Annotated in this window: 16 protein-coding genes; 9 read left to right on the plus strand and 7 right to left on the minus strand. The window is 68.3% G+C overall.

Going from position 1 to position 15078, the window contains the following annotated elements:
• The first annotated feature begins 4 nt into the window (after window positions 1-4).
• Window positions 5-925, plus strand: coding sequence for a cysteine synthase A (cysK, locus tag ACSQ9A_RS24120; protein WP_436305480.1), 921 nt, complete (start codon window positions 5-7; stop codon window positions 923-925).
• Between the two features lie 18 nt (window positions 926-943).
• Here the strand turns inward: cysK and ACSQ9A_RS24125 are convergent, their stop codons facing one another.
• The 3 genes from ACSQ9A_RS24125 to ACSQ9A_RS24135 all read right to left on the minus strand — a co-directional run bounded on the left by ACSQ9A_RS24125 (window position 944) and on the right by ACSQ9A_RS24135 (window position 2107).
• Window positions 944-1201, minus strand: coding sequence for a hypothetical protein (locus ACSQ9A_RS24125; RefSeq protein ID WP_436305481.1), 258 nt, complete (start codon window positions 1199-1201; stop codon window positions 944-946).
• Window positions 1202-1320: 119 nt separating this feature from the next.
• Entirely contained in the window at window positions 1321-1743 is a 423-nt protein-coding gene (locus ACSQ9A_RS24130; RefSeq protein ID WP_436305482.1) for a type II toxin-antitoxin system VapC family toxin, read from the minus strand.
• Window positions 1718-2107 (minus strand): ribbon-helix-helix protein, CopG family, encoded by a 390-nt coding sequence (locus tag ACSQ9A_RS24135; RefSeq protein WP_436305483.1) that lies wholly within the window; start codon window positions 2105-2107, stop codon window positions 1718-1720. Before ACSQ9A_RS24135 ends, ACSQ9A_RS24130 begins: the two co-directional genes overlap by 26 nt.
• Between ACSQ9A_RS24135 and ACSQ9A_RS24140 the strand changes: the two genes are divergently transcribed.
• Entirely contained in the window at window positions 2069-3694 is a 1626-nt protein-coding gene (locus ACSQ9A_RS24140; RefSeq protein WP_436305484.1) for an NAD(P)/FAD-dependent oxidoreductase, read from the plus strand. The genes ACSQ9A_RS24135 and ACSQ9A_RS24140 overlap by 39 nt on opposite strands.
• Before the next feature lie 131 nt (window positions 3695-3825).
• Here the strand turns inward: ACSQ9A_RS24140 and htpX are convergent, their stop codons facing one another.
• The 4 genes from htpX to pyrC form a co-directional block, all read right to left on the minus strand.
• Entirely contained in the window at window positions 3826-4698 is an 873-nt protein-coding gene (htpX, locus tag ACSQ9A_RS24145; RefSeq protein ID WP_436305485.1) for a protease HtpX, read from the minus strand.
• Between the two features lie 183 nt (window positions 4699-4881).
• The gene (locus ACSQ9A_RS24150) at window positions 4882-5658 is read right to left on the minus strand and encodes a DUF3025 domain-containing protein (protein WP_436305486.1); all 777 of its coding nucleotides are present in this window, start codon (window positions 5656-5658) and stop codon (window positions 4882-4884) included.
• Entirely contained in the window at window positions 5655-6398 is a 744-nt protein-coding gene (locus ACSQ9A_RS24155; protein ID WP_436293663.1) for an NYN domain-containing protein, read from the minus strand. The genes ACSQ9A_RS24150 and ACSQ9A_RS24155 overlap by 4 nt, the downstream gene beginning before the upstream one ends.
• A complete protein-coding gene (pyrC, locus tag ACSQ9A_RS24160) occupies window positions 6395-7435 on the minus strand; it encodes a dihydroorotase (RefSeq protein ID WP_436305487.1) in 1041 nt (346 codons plus the stop codon). The genes ACSQ9A_RS24155 and pyrC overlap by 4 nt, the downstream gene beginning before the upstream one ends.
• Before the next feature lie 80 nt (window positions 7436-7515).
• Between pyrC and ACSQ9A_RS24165 the strand changes: the two genes are divergently transcribed.
• The 7 genes from ACSQ9A_RS24165 (at window position 7516) to ACSQ9A_RS24195 (ending at window position 15075) form a co-directional block, all read left to right on the plus strand.
• A complete protein-coding gene (locus ACSQ9A_RS24165) occupies window positions 7516-8532 on the plus strand; it encodes a LysR family transcriptional regulator (RefSeq protein WP_436305488.1) in 1017 nt (338 codons plus the stop codon).
• Complete coding sequence (gene cnbZ, locus ACSQ9A_RS24170; RefSeq protein WP_436305489.1) at window positions 8516-9289, plus strand: 2-amino-5-chloromuconate deaminase CnbZ; 774 nt, start codon at window positions 8516-8518, stop codon at window positions 9287-9289. Before ACSQ9A_RS24165 ends, cnbZ begins: the two co-directional genes overlap by 17 nt.
• Before the next feature lie 73 nt (window positions 9290-9362).
• Window positions 9363-11030, plus strand: coding sequence for an ABC transporter substrate-binding protein (locus ACSQ9A_RS24175; protein WP_436305490.1), 1668 nt, complete (start codon window positions 9363-9365; stop codon window positions 11028-11030).
• A 99-nt stretch (window positions 11031-11129) separates the two neighbouring features.
• A complete protein-coding gene (locus tag ACSQ9A_RS24180; protein ID WP_436293667.1) occupies window positions 11130-12083 on the plus strand; it encodes an ABC transporter permease in 954 nt (317 codons plus the stop codon).
• 13 nt (window positions 12084-12096) lie between these two features.
• Complete coding sequence (locus ACSQ9A_RS24185; RefSeq protein ID WP_436305491.1) at window positions 12097-12996, plus strand: ABC transporter permease; 900 nt, start codon at window positions 12097-12099, stop codon at window positions 12994-12996.
• Window positions 12997-13000: 4 nt separating this feature from the next.
• Window positions 13001-14038: an ABC transporter ATP-binding protein gene (locus ACSQ9A_RS24190; protein ID WP_093103938.1), complete on the plus strand. Its 1038-nt coding sequence runs from the start codon at window positions 13001-13003 to the stop codon at window positions 14036-14038.
• Between the two features lie 47 nt (window positions 14039-14085).
• Window positions 14086-15075: an ABC transporter ATP-binding protein gene (locus ACSQ9A_RS24195; RefSeq protein ID WP_436293716.1), complete on the plus strand. Its 990-nt coding sequence runs from the start codon at window positions 14086-14088 to the stop codon at window positions 15073-15075.
• The last annotated feature ends 3 nt before the right edge of the window (window positions 15076-15078 follow it).

The raw sequence follows: 15078 nt of genomic DNA on the forward strand, positions 1-15078 counted from the left end.
ACCCATGAAAGCTCAGAGCATCCTGCAGACCATCGGCAACACGCCGCATATCCGCATCCAGCGCCTGTTCGGCCGAGCGACGCAGCAGGTGTGGATCAAGTCCGAGCGCGCCAATCCCGGCGGCTCGATCAAGGACCGCATTGCGCTCTCGATGGTCGAGGACGCCGAGAAGTCCGGCGCGCTGAAGCCCGGCGGCACCATCGTCGAGCCCACCTCGGGCAACACCGGCATCGGGCTCGCGATGGTCGCGGCCGTCAAGGGCTACAAGCTGATCCTCGTGATGCCCGACAGCATGTCGCTCGAACGCCGCCGCCTCATGCTCGCCTACGGCGCAAGCTTCGACCTCACGCCGCGCGAGAAGGGCATGAAGGGCTCGATCGCGCGCGCCGAGGAGATCGTCGCCGGCACGCCCGGCGCCTGGATGCCGCAGCAGTTCAACAACCCGGCCAACGTCGAGGTGCATGTGCGCACCACGGCCGAGGAGATCGCGGCCGACTTTCCCGATGGGCTGGACGTGCTCATCACCGGAGTGGGTACCGGCGGTCACATCACGGGCTGCGCGCGGGTGCTCAAGAAGAAATGGCCGAAGCTCAAGGTGTTCGCGGTGGAGCCGGTCGCCTCGCCCGTGATCTCGGGCGGCGCGCCGTCGCCGCACCCGATCCAGGGCATCGGCGCCGGCTTCATTCCGAAGAATCTCGACACCGAACTGCTCGACGGCGTGATCCAGGTCGATGCCGAACCGGCGCGCGAGATGGCGCGCCGCTGCGCGGCTGAAGAAGGCATGCTGGTGGGCATTTCCTCGGGTGCCACGCTCACCGCGATTGCGCAGAAGCTGCCCGAACTGGCACCCAACGCGGTGGTGCTGGGCTTCAACTACGACACCGGCGAGCGCTATCTGTCGGTCGACGGCTTCCTGCCGGCTTGAAGCCTCAGAGCATGTCTTTCAACCCCTCGTCGAGCGGCCGATCGCAGGCAGCGAGCGCCTTGGGTAGCTGCCGCGCGAGAACTCGACCTTCGGGGGTGTCGCCTGAATGGGGTCGGCGCTCGGAGCGGAGGCGCCTTCGCCGGCTGCCGGCAGTGGCGCCACGACCTCGGGCATCGCCGAGCTTGCATCGGCCGGCAGGGTGTCGGCCGGTTGCGCGAACACCATCGCATGGGCCAGGATCAAGGTGGCGCAAAGCGCCGTGCGTCGATGGCGCATGCCATCCTCCCTTTGTTGAAGCGACGCGATTGTCTGGTCGGCTATCGGTAGTCGGTTCCGCAACTTGTGCAATCGTTCAAAGGAAGGTCGCCGAAATTCGCGGGATGTCGAAGTCTGATTCAGTCCTTCAGCCAGAGCCGCTTGAGCCGCTTTCCGCTCGGGCTGCGATAGCGATCGAAGTCTTTGCGATCCACAGTCAGCACGTTGTAGATGCCGGTGCGATCGGCCGCGAAGACCAGCGCGACATCGGCGAGGTCCGCACCGCCGTCGGCATAGCGCTCGGTGAAGTCGGCGATCTCCGAAAGATCGGCAGGGTCGCTCGACAGCACCGTCAGCCGACCGGCGGCAGCCCAGCGCAGCAGATTGAGCCAAGCCGTGTCGTCGAGCAGGTGGCCGGCCTCGGTGAGCACCTCCCAGACCGTGTAGAGACGCTGGCCGGCGAGTTGCTGCAACATGCCGACGGCGCCCGCGTGGTGCGTATCGCCGTCGTTGAACAGCGCGACCAGGAAACCCGTGTCAGCGAGCGTATCCGTGCTTTTCACGCAGCCGCTCCAGGATCGCTCGCTTGGCCAGGTTGGCAACGCTTTCAGGACGGCGCAGGCCACCACCCTTGCCGATATAGAGCGCATCGATCTCTGCCGCCGCGCGCTCGACCGGCATCACTTTGCCCGCGTAGGCAGCGATGCTGCGGCGGATGAACTCCGACTTGCTGATGTGCAACGCAGCCGCCGCGCGCTCCAGCAGGGTCTCGTCTTCCGCAGGCAATCGAATCGACAGTGTCATGATCAGGCTCCTGTAATACAGAATTGTATTACAATCCAAGGTTCCGGCCACAGCCTTTGCCCGATCGACACGGGCCTCAAAGCCATGCTCCGAATCTCCGAAATCAAGCTGCCGCTCGACCACGGCGATGCGGCACTCCCTGAAGCCATCGCAACGGCCCTCGGCACGCCTGCCGCGGCGATCGCCGGCTTCAAGGTCTTCAAGCGCAGTTTCGATGCGCGCAAGCCGCAACTCCTGCAGGTCTACATCGTCGACGCGACGATCGCGGACCCGGCGCTCGAAGCCGCGCTGCTCGCGAAGTTCGCCGGACATCCGCACATCGGCGCTGCGCCCGACATGGTGTGGCGCGCCCCGGTCCAGGCGCCGGCTGGGTTGCCGCTGCGCCCCGTGGTGGTCGGCTTCGGCCCCTGCGGCATCTTCTGCGCGCTGATGCTTGCGCAGATGGGCTTCAAGCCGATCGTGCTGGAGCGCGGCAAGACCGTGCGCCAGCGCACCAAGGACACCTGGGGCCTGTGGCGCAAGAGCGTGCTGAACCCCGAGTCGAACGTGCAGTTCGGCGAGGGCGGCGCCGGCACTTTTTCGGACGGCAAGCTCTACAGCCAGATCAAGGACCCGCGCTTCCTCGGCCGCAAGGTGATGGAGGAGTTCGTCAAGGCCGGCGCGCCGCCCGAGATTCTTTACGTCGCGCATCCGCACATCGGCACCTTCAAGCTGGTGAAGGTGGTCGAGAACATGCGCGAGCAGATCACTGCGTTGGGCGGCGAGATCCGCTTCGAGCAGCGCGCGACCGATGTGCTGATCGAGGACGGGCAGCTGCGCGGCCTGACCGTGCTCGACCAGCGCACAGGCGAGAGCAGCGAGCTGCGCGCCGACCACGTGGTGATGGCGCTCGGCCACAGCTCGCGCGACACCTTCGAGATGCTGCATGCGCGCGGCGTGCACATCGAAGCCAAGCCCTTCTCGATCGGCTTTCGCGTCGAGCATCCGCAGGGTCTGATCGACCGCGCGCGCTGGGGCCGGCATGCCGGCCATCCGCTGCTGGGCGCGGCCGACTACAAGCTGGTGCACCACGCGAGCAACGGCCGCTCGGTCTACAGCTTCTGCATGTGCCCGGGCGGCACGGTGGTAGCCGCCACCAGTGAGCCGGGCCGCGTGGTGACCAACGGCATGAGCCAGTACTCGCGCAACGAGCGCAATGCGAACGCGGGCATCGTGGTGGGCATCGATCCGCGCGACTTCCCTGGTGACGCGCTTGCCGGCATCGCGCTGCAGCGCGAACTCGAATCCAATGCCTTCGTGCTCGGCGGCGGCGACTACCGCGCGCCCGGCCAGTTGGTCGGCGATTTCGTCGCCGGCAAGCCCTCGACCGCGCTCGGCAGCGTCGAGCCTTCGTACAAGCCGGGCGTGACGCCGACCGACCTGCACGCCGCCCTGCCCGGCTACGCGATCGAGGCGATGCGCGAGGCCTTCCCCGCTTTCGGCCGAAAGATCAAGGGCTTCGATCTGCACGACGCAGTGCTGACCGGCGTCGAGACGCGCACCTCCTCGCCGATCAGGATCACGCGCGGCGACGATTTCCAGAGCCTCAACGTGCGCGGCCTCTACCCGGCCGGCGAGGGCGCGAGCTATGCGGGCGGCATTCTTTCGGCCGGCGTCGACGGGATCAAGGTGGCGGAAGCGGTCGCGCGCAGCGTGCTTGCGCGGGCCTGAGCCCCCTCACCACCGTTCGGGCTGAGCTTGTCGAAGCCGGGGCCGGCCCTTCGACAAGCTCAGGGCGAACGGGGCTGTTTGATCGGCTCAAAAAAACCGCCCGAAGGCGGCTTTGATGCAGGCACTGAAGCTCAGGCCGGTGCGTTTTGGAGCGCAGCAATGCGCTCTTCGATCGGCGGGTGCGTTGCAAAGAGCTTGCCGATGCTGCCCGTGATGCCCATGGCCTCGACCGCCTTCGGCAGTTCGCCGGGCGACAGGCCGCCCAGGCGCGCGAGCGCATTCATCATCGGCTGCTTGCGGCCCATCAGCTGGGCCGCGCCGGCGTCGGCGCGGAACTCGCGCTGGCGCGAGAACCAGGCCACCACGATCGCGGCGGCGAAGCCGAGCACGATGTCGAGCACCAGCGTGGTGATCATGTAGCCAATCCCCGGGCCGGTGCTGTCGCTGCCGCGGCGCAGGAAGCCGTCGACCACATAGCCGATCACGCGCGAAAGGAACACGACGAAGGTGTTCATCACGCCCTGGATCAGCGTCATGGTGACCATGTCGCCGTTGGCCACGTGCGCCACTTCGTGGCCGATCACGGCCTCGACTTCTTCGCGCGTCATGTTGGCCAAGAGGCCCGTCGACACCGCGACCAGCGAGGAGTTCTTGAACGCGCCGGTGGCGAAGGCATTGGGATCGCCCTCGAAGATGCCGACCTCGGGCATGCCGATGCCGGCCTTGTCGGCGAACTTGCGCACGGTCTGCACGATCCAGGCCTCGTCGGGCGACTGCGGCTCGTTGATGATGCGCACGCCGGCGCTCCACTTGGCCATCGGCTTGCTGATCAGCAGCGAGATGATCGCGCCGCCGAAGCCCATGACCAGCGCAAAGCCCAACAACGCTGTGAGGTTGAGACCGTTGGCCGTGAGGTAGCGGTTGACGCCAAGCAGGCTGGCGACGACGCCGAGCACCGCGACCACCAGGACGTTGGTCAGGACGAACAGAAGGATGCGTTTCAAGTTGATTTCTCCGTGGGTACAGACGATGGCTCGCCGTGGCGAGCAAATGAGGGCCGCCACCCTGGTTTCAAGCGGTGGACGGTCGGGGCAGGCAGTTGTTCTTGGTTGTGGAGCCCCGCGTGGCTCAGGCGTACAGAGTGATGATAGGAGCAAAAGTTCTGCGTCAAGTGCACGCCACCACGCTCACCCCGGGTAAAGCCGGCCCGCCGGCCGCGATGGCCTGAAGACTTCGGTATCGTCATAGAAACCGGGCGCCTCGTTCGGCGCCCACCAGCCGGGCACGCCGAGCACGGGCAGCGGGGCGAAAGGCTTGCTCGCGAGATGGGCAGCGTCCAGCGCTGCTGCGATCGCCGCATCGTCGATCGCGACCGATCGGCTGGCGCCCGGCGCACAGAGCACATGCGCGGTCATCGGCTTGCGTGGCGAACTCAGCTTTTCGAGCAGCGCATGGCCGAAGACCAGGAGACGCGCCTGCCGCCACAAGGCCCGCTCGGCCACGAACAGCCGCTGCCAGTCGCGCGCGAGCAAGGCTTCCCACAAGGCAGGCGGCGCATCGAGCACGGCTCCGTTCTCGTCGAAGAGCGTGAGCGCATCGCGCAGCGGCCCGCGCTCGGCGCCGATGCCGGCGCGCGCGATCTCGGCCGCCTGCAGTTCGTTGAGGCGCCGCTTGGTCGCGGGGAAATGCAGCCACACGAGGCCGTTGAAGAAGTCGTGCAGGTTGTCGCGCGTGGGCACCTGCGCGGTCCGGAAGATGAAGGCTTCGTAGGCCTCATCGGCCGGCGCCGTGTGCGCGGGCACGAAGCGCAAGGGGCCGGCCGGCAGCCCGATGGGCACGGGTTGGTTCGACAGCGCCTCTGCCACGCCGAGGCCTTGGGCAAGCATCGCACCCGCGGCGGCCGCCCGCGGCGCATAGGGCGCCAGCCATGGCCGCGCCGTATCGACGGGCCAGGCGGGGTTCACGACGGCAGCGGGCCGACGTATTGCACCTTGTTGGGCGTCTTCTCCGGCGTCAGCGCGAACAGCTCGGGGTATTTCTTGAACAGCTTGGGCGAGCTCGCGCTCTTGCCCAGCAGCTTGGCGCCGCGCAGCCGCTCGGCCGCGTGGTTGAGCTCGATCTTGCCGCCCGCACCCAGTTCGGGAACGGCGTCGAGGATGCGCAGCACGTCCTCGGGCAGCGCCGGCATGCGCGCCACCGGGGGTGCCGGGGCCTTGGTGCGGCGCGGTGCGCGCGCCGCCCGCTTGGCCGCCGGCTTGGCGACGGCCGGCCGCTCGGATTGATGATGCTGGAGGTCGATGAAGCTGTCGTAGACCGCGACGGTCTCGTCGCCGGTCTTGCCCTGCTGCCCGATGCCGCAGACGCGGCAGCCTTTTTCGCGCAGCCGGATCACCAGCGGCGCGAAGTCGGAATCGGAGGACACCAGCACCACGATGTCGGGACGCTCGGCCACCGCGAGATCCATGGCATCGACTGCGAGCGCGATGTCGGTGCTGTTCTTGCCGGCCGACAGGTTGACCATGGGCCGCACCGAGAGCCGCTTGAAGAGCGCCTGCTGCTTAAACGCGGTCTCGGCATTGCAATACGCGCGCCGCACGTGGATCGCGCCGTGCTCGGCCATCGTGCGCTGCACGGCCTGCTCGATCACGTCGGACGAGACGTTGTCGGCGTCGATCAGCAGCATCACACACGGGGTGGGGATCATGTCAGTCTCCACGCCACGGTTTCGCCGCCGCGCAAGGGTTTCAAGGTTGCATCGCCGTAAGGCACCGTTTCCGGCACGGTCCAGCTTTCGCGCTTCAGGGTCACGGTGTCGGTGTTGCGCGGCAGGCCATAGAAGTCGGCGCCGTGGAAGCTCGCAAAGCCTTCGAGCTTGTCGAGCGCGCCGGCATTGTCGAAGGCTTCGACGTAGAGCTCGAGCGCGGTCAGCGCGGTGTAGCAGCCTGCGCAGCCCAGTGCATGCTCCTTGAGGTGCGCCGGATGCGGCGCGCTGTCGGTGCCGAGGAAAAAGCGGTCGCTGCCGCTGGTGGCAGCCTCGACCAGCGCCACGCGGTGCGTCTCGCGCTTGAGCACCGGCAGGCAGTAGTAGTGCGGCCGGATGCCGCCGGTGAAGATGGCGTTGCGGTTGTAGAGCAGGTGGTGGGCGGTGATGGTGGCGGCGGTGAAGCGGCCGGCATCGCGCACGTAGTGGGCGCCCTCCTTCGTCGTCAGGTGCTCGAACACCACCTTGAGCTCGGGGAAGTCTCGGCGCAGCGGGATCATCACGCGATCGATGAACACGGCCTCGCGGTCGAAGAGGTCGACCGCGGGGTCCGTCACCTCGCCGTGCACCAGCAGCAGCAGGCCGTGCTTCTGCATCGCTTCCAGCGTCTTGTAGGTCTTGCGGATGTCGGTCACGCCGGCATCGCTGTTGGTGGTGGCGCCGGCAGGGTAGAGCTTGAGGGCGCACACGCTGGCCGCGGCGGCGCGTGCGATTTCCTCGGGCGGCAGCTTGTCGGTGAGATAGAGCGACATGACCGGCTCGAAGCTCAAGCCCTCAGGCACGACAGCGCGGATGCGATCGCGGTAGGCGATGGCCTGGTCGGCGCTCGTCACCGGCGGGCGCAGGTTGGGCATGATCAGCGCGCGGCCGAACTGGCGCGCCGAATGCGGCACCACGGCCCCGAGCGCGGCGCCGTCGCGCACGTGCAGATGCCAGTCGTCCGGGCGGGTGATGGTGAGGGTGTCTGCAGGTCTTGTCATGGCGGGATTGTCCCATTGCGCCGCAGGCCTGAGGGCATGCCAATTGCTTGCCCGCGAGGACCCACAGGAAGACCCCCACGATGCTGTCCACTTCGATGCTCTACTTTCGCGAAACGGCGCGCGCCGGATCGTTGCGCCGCGCGGCCGAAATCCTCGGCATCGCACCCAGCGCGGTCAGCCGGCAGATCGCCAACCTCGAGACCGAGCTCAAGATCCTGCTGCTCGACCGGCGCGCCAACCGCACGACCCTGACGCCGGCCGGCGAACTGGTGCTCGCGCATGCCGAATCGGCCCTGCAGGAAAGCACGGCCCTGCGCGCCGCCTTGCAGGAGTTGGTCGGCAAGCCCTCGGGCACGGTGCGCATCGGCAGCATCGAGGGCATGGTCGGGCACTTCCTGTCCTGCAACCTGGCGCGCTACCAGAAGCGCCACCCGGAAGTGAAAGTACAGGTCTCGGTGGTGGGCTCGCGGGCGGTGCTCGAAGCGCTGCAGGAATGCCGCATCGACATGGCGCTGGCCTTCAACCTGGCCGAGCGCCATCCGTTTCGCGAGCATGCGCGGCTGGAACAACCGCTCTGCGCGCTGGTCGCGCCCACGCATCCGCTGGCGCAGCGGCGCTCGGTGTCTTTTCTCGAACTCGCCGGGCAGCGCGTGGCGCTGCCCGACCGCAGCTTCCAGATCCGCCACCTGGTCGACCGCATCGCGGTCAAGCTGGGCGTGGAACTCGAGCTCGCGGTCGAGACCAACACGCTCGAGATGGCGCGCGGCGTGGTGCGCAACGGCGACCTGGTCACGCTGATGCCGCGCTATGCCGCGCTGCACGAGGTGTCGAACGGCGACCTCTGCGCCGTGCCGCTCAAGGAGCGCGACTTCGCGCAGACCGCGACCAGCCTCGTCACCCTGCCGACGCAGCGCCTCTCGCCGGCCGCGCGCTCGCTGCTGGAACTGCTGGCCACCGCCATGGGCCGCTACGGCGGCAAGGCCGGCGGGCGTTCTGATTTCGGCAACATGCGCATGCCTGAATCGGCCTTCTCTCCGGCGCAGCCCTTGCCTAGAGTGGCTGCTGATCTGGAGGAACCGAATGGCAGCAGCAGCTGAGCTGGAGGACTTCCCCGAAGGGGGCTATCGCTATTTGAAGGGCGTGTTCCAGTACTCGGGCGGCGTGACTGCGCTGCCCGACTACGCGATCGAGCGCATGGTGTTTCCCGAGGCGCTGCCGCTGGCCGAGGGCTTCGAGGCGATCGCAGCCCACCTGGCCGCGCTGGGACGCCCGCTCGCGGCCCTGTGCGCCTGCGAGCTGCGTTCGCCCGCGCCGTTCTCCGAAGCGGGTTTCGAGGCTTTCAACCGCCACTACGCGGGCACGCTCGAACGCTGGGGGCTGGCGCGCGGAGAGCGCAATCCGGTCGCGCGCACCAACGTCTGCCCGCTCGTGAGGGTGCCCGCCGCGCCGGCCTTCCATGCCTTCTCCTACACCGTCGAGACCGGCGACGCGCCCGGCCAGGCCGGCTTCGTGGTCTCGGGCGGCGGCGAGGCGCGCGACGGCCAGGCCAGCTACCGCGAAGGCATGGTGCGGCTCGGCGACACCAGCCGGGAAGGCCTGCGCGAGAAGCTGCGCTACGTCATGGGCGAGATGGAACGGCGCAGCGCCGCGCTCGGCTTCGGCTGGGCCGACGCCAGCGCCGTGCAGGCCTACACCGTGCACGACATCGGCGCGCTGGCGTTCGACGAGATCGTCCGGCGCGGCGAGCTGGGCTGCGGGCTGACCTGGCAGCTCACGCGCCCGCCGATCGTCGACATGGAAGTCGAGATGGACCTGCGCCGCGTGCGCTGCGAACGGCTGTGGTCGCGCCCGTGAAAAGCCGCACTGGCACGGCTCGTGCATGACTTCTCATCGAATCCATTTTTGTTGTCCTGAACAGGAGTTCTCCGTGAAGCGTGTCGTTCCGTCTCTGCCCCTGAAACCCCTGGCCGCCTGCGCGGCGCTGCTGACGCTGGCGCTGGCGCAACCCGCCGCCTTCGCGCAGGAGAAAACGCTGCGCATCGCGATGACCGCCGCCGACATTCCGCGCACGCTGGGCCAGCCCGACCAGGGCTTCGAGGGCAACCGCTTCACCGGCATCCCGATCTACGACTCGCTCACGCAGTGGGACCTCTCGAAGGCGGATTCGCCCAGCGTGGTGATTCCCGCGCTCGCGACTTCCTGGGCGGTGGACGCGAAGGACAAGACCAAGTGGGTCTTCAAGCTGCGTCCCGGCGTCAAGTTCCATGACGGCTCGGCCTTCAATGCCGACGCGGTGGTATGGAACGTGGCCAAGGTGCTCGACAAGGAAGCGCCGCAGTTCGACCCCAGCCAGGTCGGCGTGACGGCCTCGCGCATGCCGACGCTCAAGAGCGCCCGCAAGATCGACGACCTGACGATCGAGCTCACGACCAGCGAGCCCGACGCCTTCCTGCCGATCAACCTCACCAACCTGTTCATGGCCTCGTCGGCCCAGTGGGATGCCAAGCTGAAGGCCGTGCCGGCCAGCGTGACGGTGCCGGCCGAGCGCTCGAAGGCCGCATGGACCGCCTTCGCGGCCGACCCCGCGGGCTCGGGTCCCTTCAAGGTCACGCGCTTCGTCGCGCGCGAGCGCCTGGAGCTGGCCGCCAACAAGAGCTACTGGGATGCCAAGCGCGTGCCCAAGATCGACAAGGTCGTGATGCTGCCGATGCCCGAGGCCAATGCACGCACGGCTGCGCTGCTGGGCGGCCAGGTCGACTGGATCGAGGCGCCCGCGCCCGATGCGATGCCGCAGATCACGCAGCGCGGCTTCAAGATCTACTCGAACGCGCAGCCGCACGTCTGGCCCTGGCAGCTCTCCTTCGTCGAAGGCTCGCCCTGGCTCGACAAGCGCGTGCGCCAGGCGGCCAACCTCTGCGTCGACCGCGGCGGCCTGAAGCAGCTGCTGGGCGGCATGATGGCCGAGCCCAAGGGCACGGTGGCGCCGGGCCACCCGTGGTGGGGCAACCCCAAGTTCGACATGAAGTACGACGTGAAGGCCGCGCAGGCGCTCATGACGCAAGCCGGCTTCTCGGCCGCCAAGCCGGTGAAGGTCAAGGTCCAGATCTCGGCCTCGGGCTCGGGCCAGATGCAGCCGCTGCCGATGAACGAGTTCGTGCAGCAGTCGCTGAAGCAATGCTTCTTCGACGTGCAGTTCGACGTGATCGAATGGAACACGCTGTTCACCAACTGGCGCAAGGGCGCCAAGGACGCATCGGCCAACGGCGCCAATGCCACCAACGTGAGCTTCGCGGCGATGGACCCCTTCTTCGCGATGGTGCGCTTCGTGAGCACCAAGGCCTTCCCGCCGGTGTCGAACAACTGGGGCTACTACGGCAGCCCCGAGGTCGACAAGCTGGTGGCCGACGCCCGCACCAGCTTCGACGACAAGGCGCGCGACGCCGCGCTCGCCAAGCTGCATGCGTACATCGTGGACGACGCGCCCTTCGTCTGGATCGCGCATGACGTCGGCCCGCGCGCGCTGTCGGCCAAGGTCAAGAACGTGGTGCAGCCCAAGAGCTGGTTCATCGATATTGCAACCATGAGCATGGACTGAGACCGCCCAACCGTTCGGGCTGAGCCTGTCGAAGCCGGACCCCGCTGGGGCGAGCCCTTCGACAAGCTCAGGGCGAACGGGGTTTGGAGAACCCATTCAATGCTCGCCTACCTCCTGCGCCGCGTCTTCTATGCCATCCCGATCATGATCGGCGTGGCCTTCGTGTGCTTTGCGCTCGTGCACCTGGCGCCGGGCGATCCGCTGGTGTCGATCCTGCCGCCCGATGCCTCGGCCGACCTGCAGGCGCAGCTGCGCGAGCTCTACGGCTTCAACCGCTCGCTGCCCGAGCAGTTCGTGCTGTGGGTGTGGCGCGCGATGCACGGCGACCTGGGCGTCTCGATCGCGAGCAACCGCGCGGTGGCCGGCGAGGTGCTGACTGCGGTCGGCAACACGCTGCGCCTGGCGGTGGTCGCGACCGCGATCGGCTTCGTGCTGGGCTGCCTGTTCGGCTTCGTCGCCGGCTACTTCCGCAACTCCTGGCTCGACCGCGCGGCCTCCATGCTGTCGGTGCTGGGCGTGAGCGTGCCGCACTATTGGCTGGGCATGGTGATGGTGATCGTGTTCTCCTCGCAGCTCATGTGGCTGCCCGCCACCGGCGCCGGCCCGGGCGGCTCGAACGACTGGGCCTGGGACTGGGAGCACCTGCAGTTCCTCGTGCTGCCCGCGCTCACGATGTCGGTGATCCCGATGGGCATCATCGCGCGCACCGTGCGCGCGCTGGTGGCCGAGATCCTCGAGCAGGAGTTCATCGTCGGCCTGCGCGCCAAGGGGCTCACGCACTTCGGCGTGTTCCGCCACATGGTGAAGAACGCGGCGCCCACCGCGCTGGCCGTGATGGGCCTGCAGCTGGGCTACCTGCTGGGCGGCTCGATCCTGATCGAGACCGTGTTCTCCTGGCCCGGCACCGGCTTCCTGCTGAACTCCGCGATCTTCCAGCGCGATCTGCCGCTGCTGCAAGGCACGATCCTCGTGCTCGCGCTGTTCTTCGTGCTGCTCAACCTGGTGGTCGACGTGCTGCAGACGCTGCTCGACCCCCGAATAGCTCGCGCCTGAAACGAGGACGACCATGTCGGCTCTGCCAGCTCCCCTCTCTGCTTCGACTGTTTCGTCGCTGCCCATGCAGCGCTCGCGCGGCTACTGGACTTCGGCCATGCTGCGCTTCACGCGCGACCCGGTCGCGATGGGCGCGGCGCTGGTCGTGCTGCTCTTGATCGCGCTGGCCGTCTTCGGCCCGTGGGTTGCGCCGGCGGACCCGTACCAGTCGTCGATGCTGAAGCGGCTCAAGCCGATCGGCACCGAAGGCCTGCCGCTGGGCAGCGACGAGCTGGGGCGCGACATGCTCTCGCGCCTGATCGTCGGCGCGCGGCTGTCGCTCTTCATCGGCATCACGCCCGTCATCTGCGCCTTCGTCCTCGGCGCGGCGATCGGCATCCTCGCGGGCTATGCGGGCGGCATCGTCAACACCGCGATCATGCGCACCATCGACGTGTTCTATGCCTTCCCCTCGGTGCTGCTGGCGATCGCGCTGTCGGGCGTGCTGGGTGCGGGCGTGGTCAATTCGCTGATCTCGCTGACCATCGTGTTCATCCCGCAGATCGCGCGCGTGGCCGAGAGCGTGACCACGCAGGTGCGCGGGCGCGACTACGTGGAGGCCGCGCGGGCTTCGGGCGCCAACGCCTTCACCATCGTGCGCGTGCACGTGCTGGGCAATGTGCTGGGGCCGATCTTCGTCTACGCGACCAGCCTGATCGCGGTCTCGATGATCCTGGCCTCGGGCCTCTCCTTCCTGGGCCTGGGCGTGAAGCCGCCGGAGCCCGAGTGGGGCCTGATGCTCAACACCCTGCGCACCGCGATCTACGTGCAGCCTTGGGTGGCGGCGCTGCCGGGCGTGATGATCTTCATCACCTCGATCTCCTTCAACCTGCTCTCCGACGGCCTGCGCTCGGCGATGGACAACAAGGGCTGATCCGATGGAAGCAATCAACGACATCGGCGGCCCCGCGCAGCCCCTGCTCGCGATCCGCGGACTGCAGAAGCACTTCCCCCTCAAGAAAGACCCGCTGGGCCGCGGCGGCGGCGTGGTGCGCGCGGTCGACGGCGTGGACTTCGAGGTACTCAAGGGCGAAACGCTCGGCGTGGTCGGCGAATCGGGCTGCGGCAAGTCGACCACCGCGCGGCTCTTGATGCAGCTCATCGCGCCGACGGCCGGCGAGGTGATCTTCGACGGCCGCGCCGTGGGCAGCCGCGACCTGCCACTGAAGGAATTCCGCCGCCAGGTGCAGATGGTGTTCCAGGACAGCTATGCCTCGCTGAACCCGCGCCTCACGATCGAGGACTCGGTCGCCTTCGGCCCGCAGGTGCACGGCGTGGCGCGCAACGAGGCGGTGCATCGCGCGCGCGACCTGCTCGCGCGTGTGGGCCTGGAGCCGCAGCGCTTTGCCGAGCGCTATCCGCACGAGCTCTCCGGCGGCCAGCGCCAGCGCGTCAACATCGCGCGCGCACTGGCCCTGCAGCCGCGCATGGTGATCCTCGACGAGGCCGTGTCCGCGCTCGACAAGTCGGTCGAGGCGCAAGTGATCAACCTGCTCTTGGACCTGAAGGCCGAGTTCGGCTTGACCTACGTCTTCATCAGCCACGACCTGAACGTGGTGCGCTACATGAGCGACCGCGTGATGGTGATGTACCTGGGCCAGGTGGCCGAGATCGGCCCCTCGAACGCGCTCTACGAAGCGCCGGCGCATCCCTACACGCGCGCCCTGCTCTCGTCGATGCCCTCGATGGACCCCGACCACCGCACCGAGGAGGCGGCGCTGGCCGGCGACCCGCCGAACCCGATCAACCCGCCCTCGGGCTGCCGCTTCCACCCGCGCTGTGCGCTGGCCGCGCCGGTGTGCAGCCAGCAGGTACCGGCGCGCGTGATCGCCGGCGCCCAGCAGGCCGTGAGCTGCCTGATCCACGAGCCGGGCAGCGGGCATCCGATGGCTCAAGCGCTGGCGCAGGCCGCATGACTTCCATGTCCGACACCTCATCGACACCCTCCTGCGCGCCCGAACCCATGGTGAGCCTGCGCGAGCTCAGTGTCACCTTCTCTGGTGGCCGCAAGCCCGTGCATGCGGTGAGCGGCGTGAGCCTCGAGGTGCAGCGCGGCGAAGTGGTCGCGCTGATCGGCGAATCGGGCTCGGGCAAGAGCGTGACCATGCGCACCCTGCTGCGCCTGCACCCCGAGCGCCGCACGCGCATGGGCGGCCAGGTCCGCGTGGCCGGGCGCGACGTGCTGGCGATGACGCAGGCCGAACTCATGGATTTCCGCGGCAAGGTGGCCTCGATGATCTTCCAGGAGCCGCTCCTGGCGCTGGACCCGGTCTACTCGGTCGGCGCGCAGATCGTCGAATCGATCCGCCGGCACGAGCCGGTGTCCGCCGCCGAGGCGCGCCGGCGCGCGCTGGAACTGTTCGAGCGCGTGCGCATCCCGAGCCCGGAGCGCCGGCTTGCGGCCTATCCGCACGAGATGTCGGGCGGCATGCGGCAGCGCGCGATGATCGCGCTGGCCCTGGCCTGCCGGCCGCAGCTGCTCTTGGCCGACGAGCCCACCACCGCGCTCGACGCCACGGTGCAGATCCAGATCCTGCTGCTCCTGCGCGAACTGCAGCGCGACCTGGGCCTCTCGGTGGTGTTCGTCACGCACGACATCGGCGCCGCCGTCGAGGTGGCCGATCGCATCGCCGTAATGTATGCCGGGCGCATCGTCGAGGAGGGTACGGCGCGCGAGCTGATCCGCTCGCCGCGCCACCCGTACACGATCGCGCTGCTGAAGAGCCGCGCCCACGGCGCGCTGGCGCGCGGCAGCCGGCTCGAAACCATCGGCGGTGCGCCGCCCGACCTGTCGGCGCTACCGCCGGGCTGCGCCTTTGCCGAACGCTGCGCGCTCGCGAGCGAAGCCTGCCGCGCGGCGCAGCCGCCGGTGGTCGAACTCGCACCGGGCCATCGCGCGCGCTGCATCCATACCGGCGCCGCCGCGGCCATCGCGCCGGTGGTCGTCGCCTGAACC

Origin of the sequence: Variovorax sp. LjRoot290 (assembly GCF_964253985.1) — a bacterium.
Classification (GTDB): Bacteria; Pseudomonadota; Gammaproteobacteria; order Burkholderiales; family Burkholderiaceae_C; genus Variovorax.

Excerpts from the sequence above, each read along its gene's own strand:
- ACSQ9A_RS24180 (WP_436293667.1), top strand. The coding sequence starts at position 11,130 with ATGCTCGCCTACCTCCTGCGCCGCGTCTTCTATGCCATCCCGATCATG.
- ACSQ9A_RS24140 (WP_436305484.1), top strand. The coding sequence starts at position 2,069 with ATGCTCCGAATCTCCGAAATCAAGCTGCCGCTCGACCACGGCGATGCG.
- ACSQ9A_RS24190 (WP_093103938.1), top strand. The coding sequence starts at position 13,001 with ATGGAAGCAATCAACGACATCGGCGGCCCCGCGCAGCCCCTGCTCGCG.
- ACSQ9A_RS24185 (WP_436305491.1), top strand. The coding sequence starts at position 12,097 with ATGTCGGCTCTGCCAGCTCCCCTCTCTGCTTCGACTGTTTCGTCGCTG.
- pyrC (WP_436305487.1), bottom strand. The coding sequence starts at position 7,435 with ATGACAAGACCTGCAGACACCCTCACCATCACCCGCCCGGACGACTGG.
- ACSQ9A_RS24125 (WP_436305481.1), bottom strand. The coding sequence starts at position 1,201 with ATGCGCCATCGACGCACGGCGCTTTGCGCCACCTTGATCCTGGCCCAT.
- ACSQ9A_RS24165 (WP_436305488.1), top strand. The coding sequence starts at position 7,516 with ATGCTGTCCACTTCGATGCTCTACTTTCGCGAAACGGCGCGCGCCGGA.
- cnbZ (WP_436305489.1), top strand. The coding sequence starts at position 8,516 with ATGGCAGCAGCAGCTGAGCTGGAGGACTTCCCCGAAGGGGGCTATCGC.
- cysK (WP_436305480.1), top strand. The coding sequence starts at position 5 with ATGAAAGCTCAGAGCATCCTGCAGACCATCGGCAACACGCCGCATATC.
- ACSQ9A_RS24155 (WP_436293663.1), bottom strand. The coding sequence starts at position 6,398 with ATGATCCCCACCCCGTGTGTGATGCTGCTGATCGACGCCGACAACGTC.
- ACSQ9A_RS24195 (WP_436293716.1), top strand. The coding sequence starts at position 14,086 with ATGGTGAGCCTGCGCGAGCTCAGTGTCACCTTCTCTGGTGGCCGCAAG.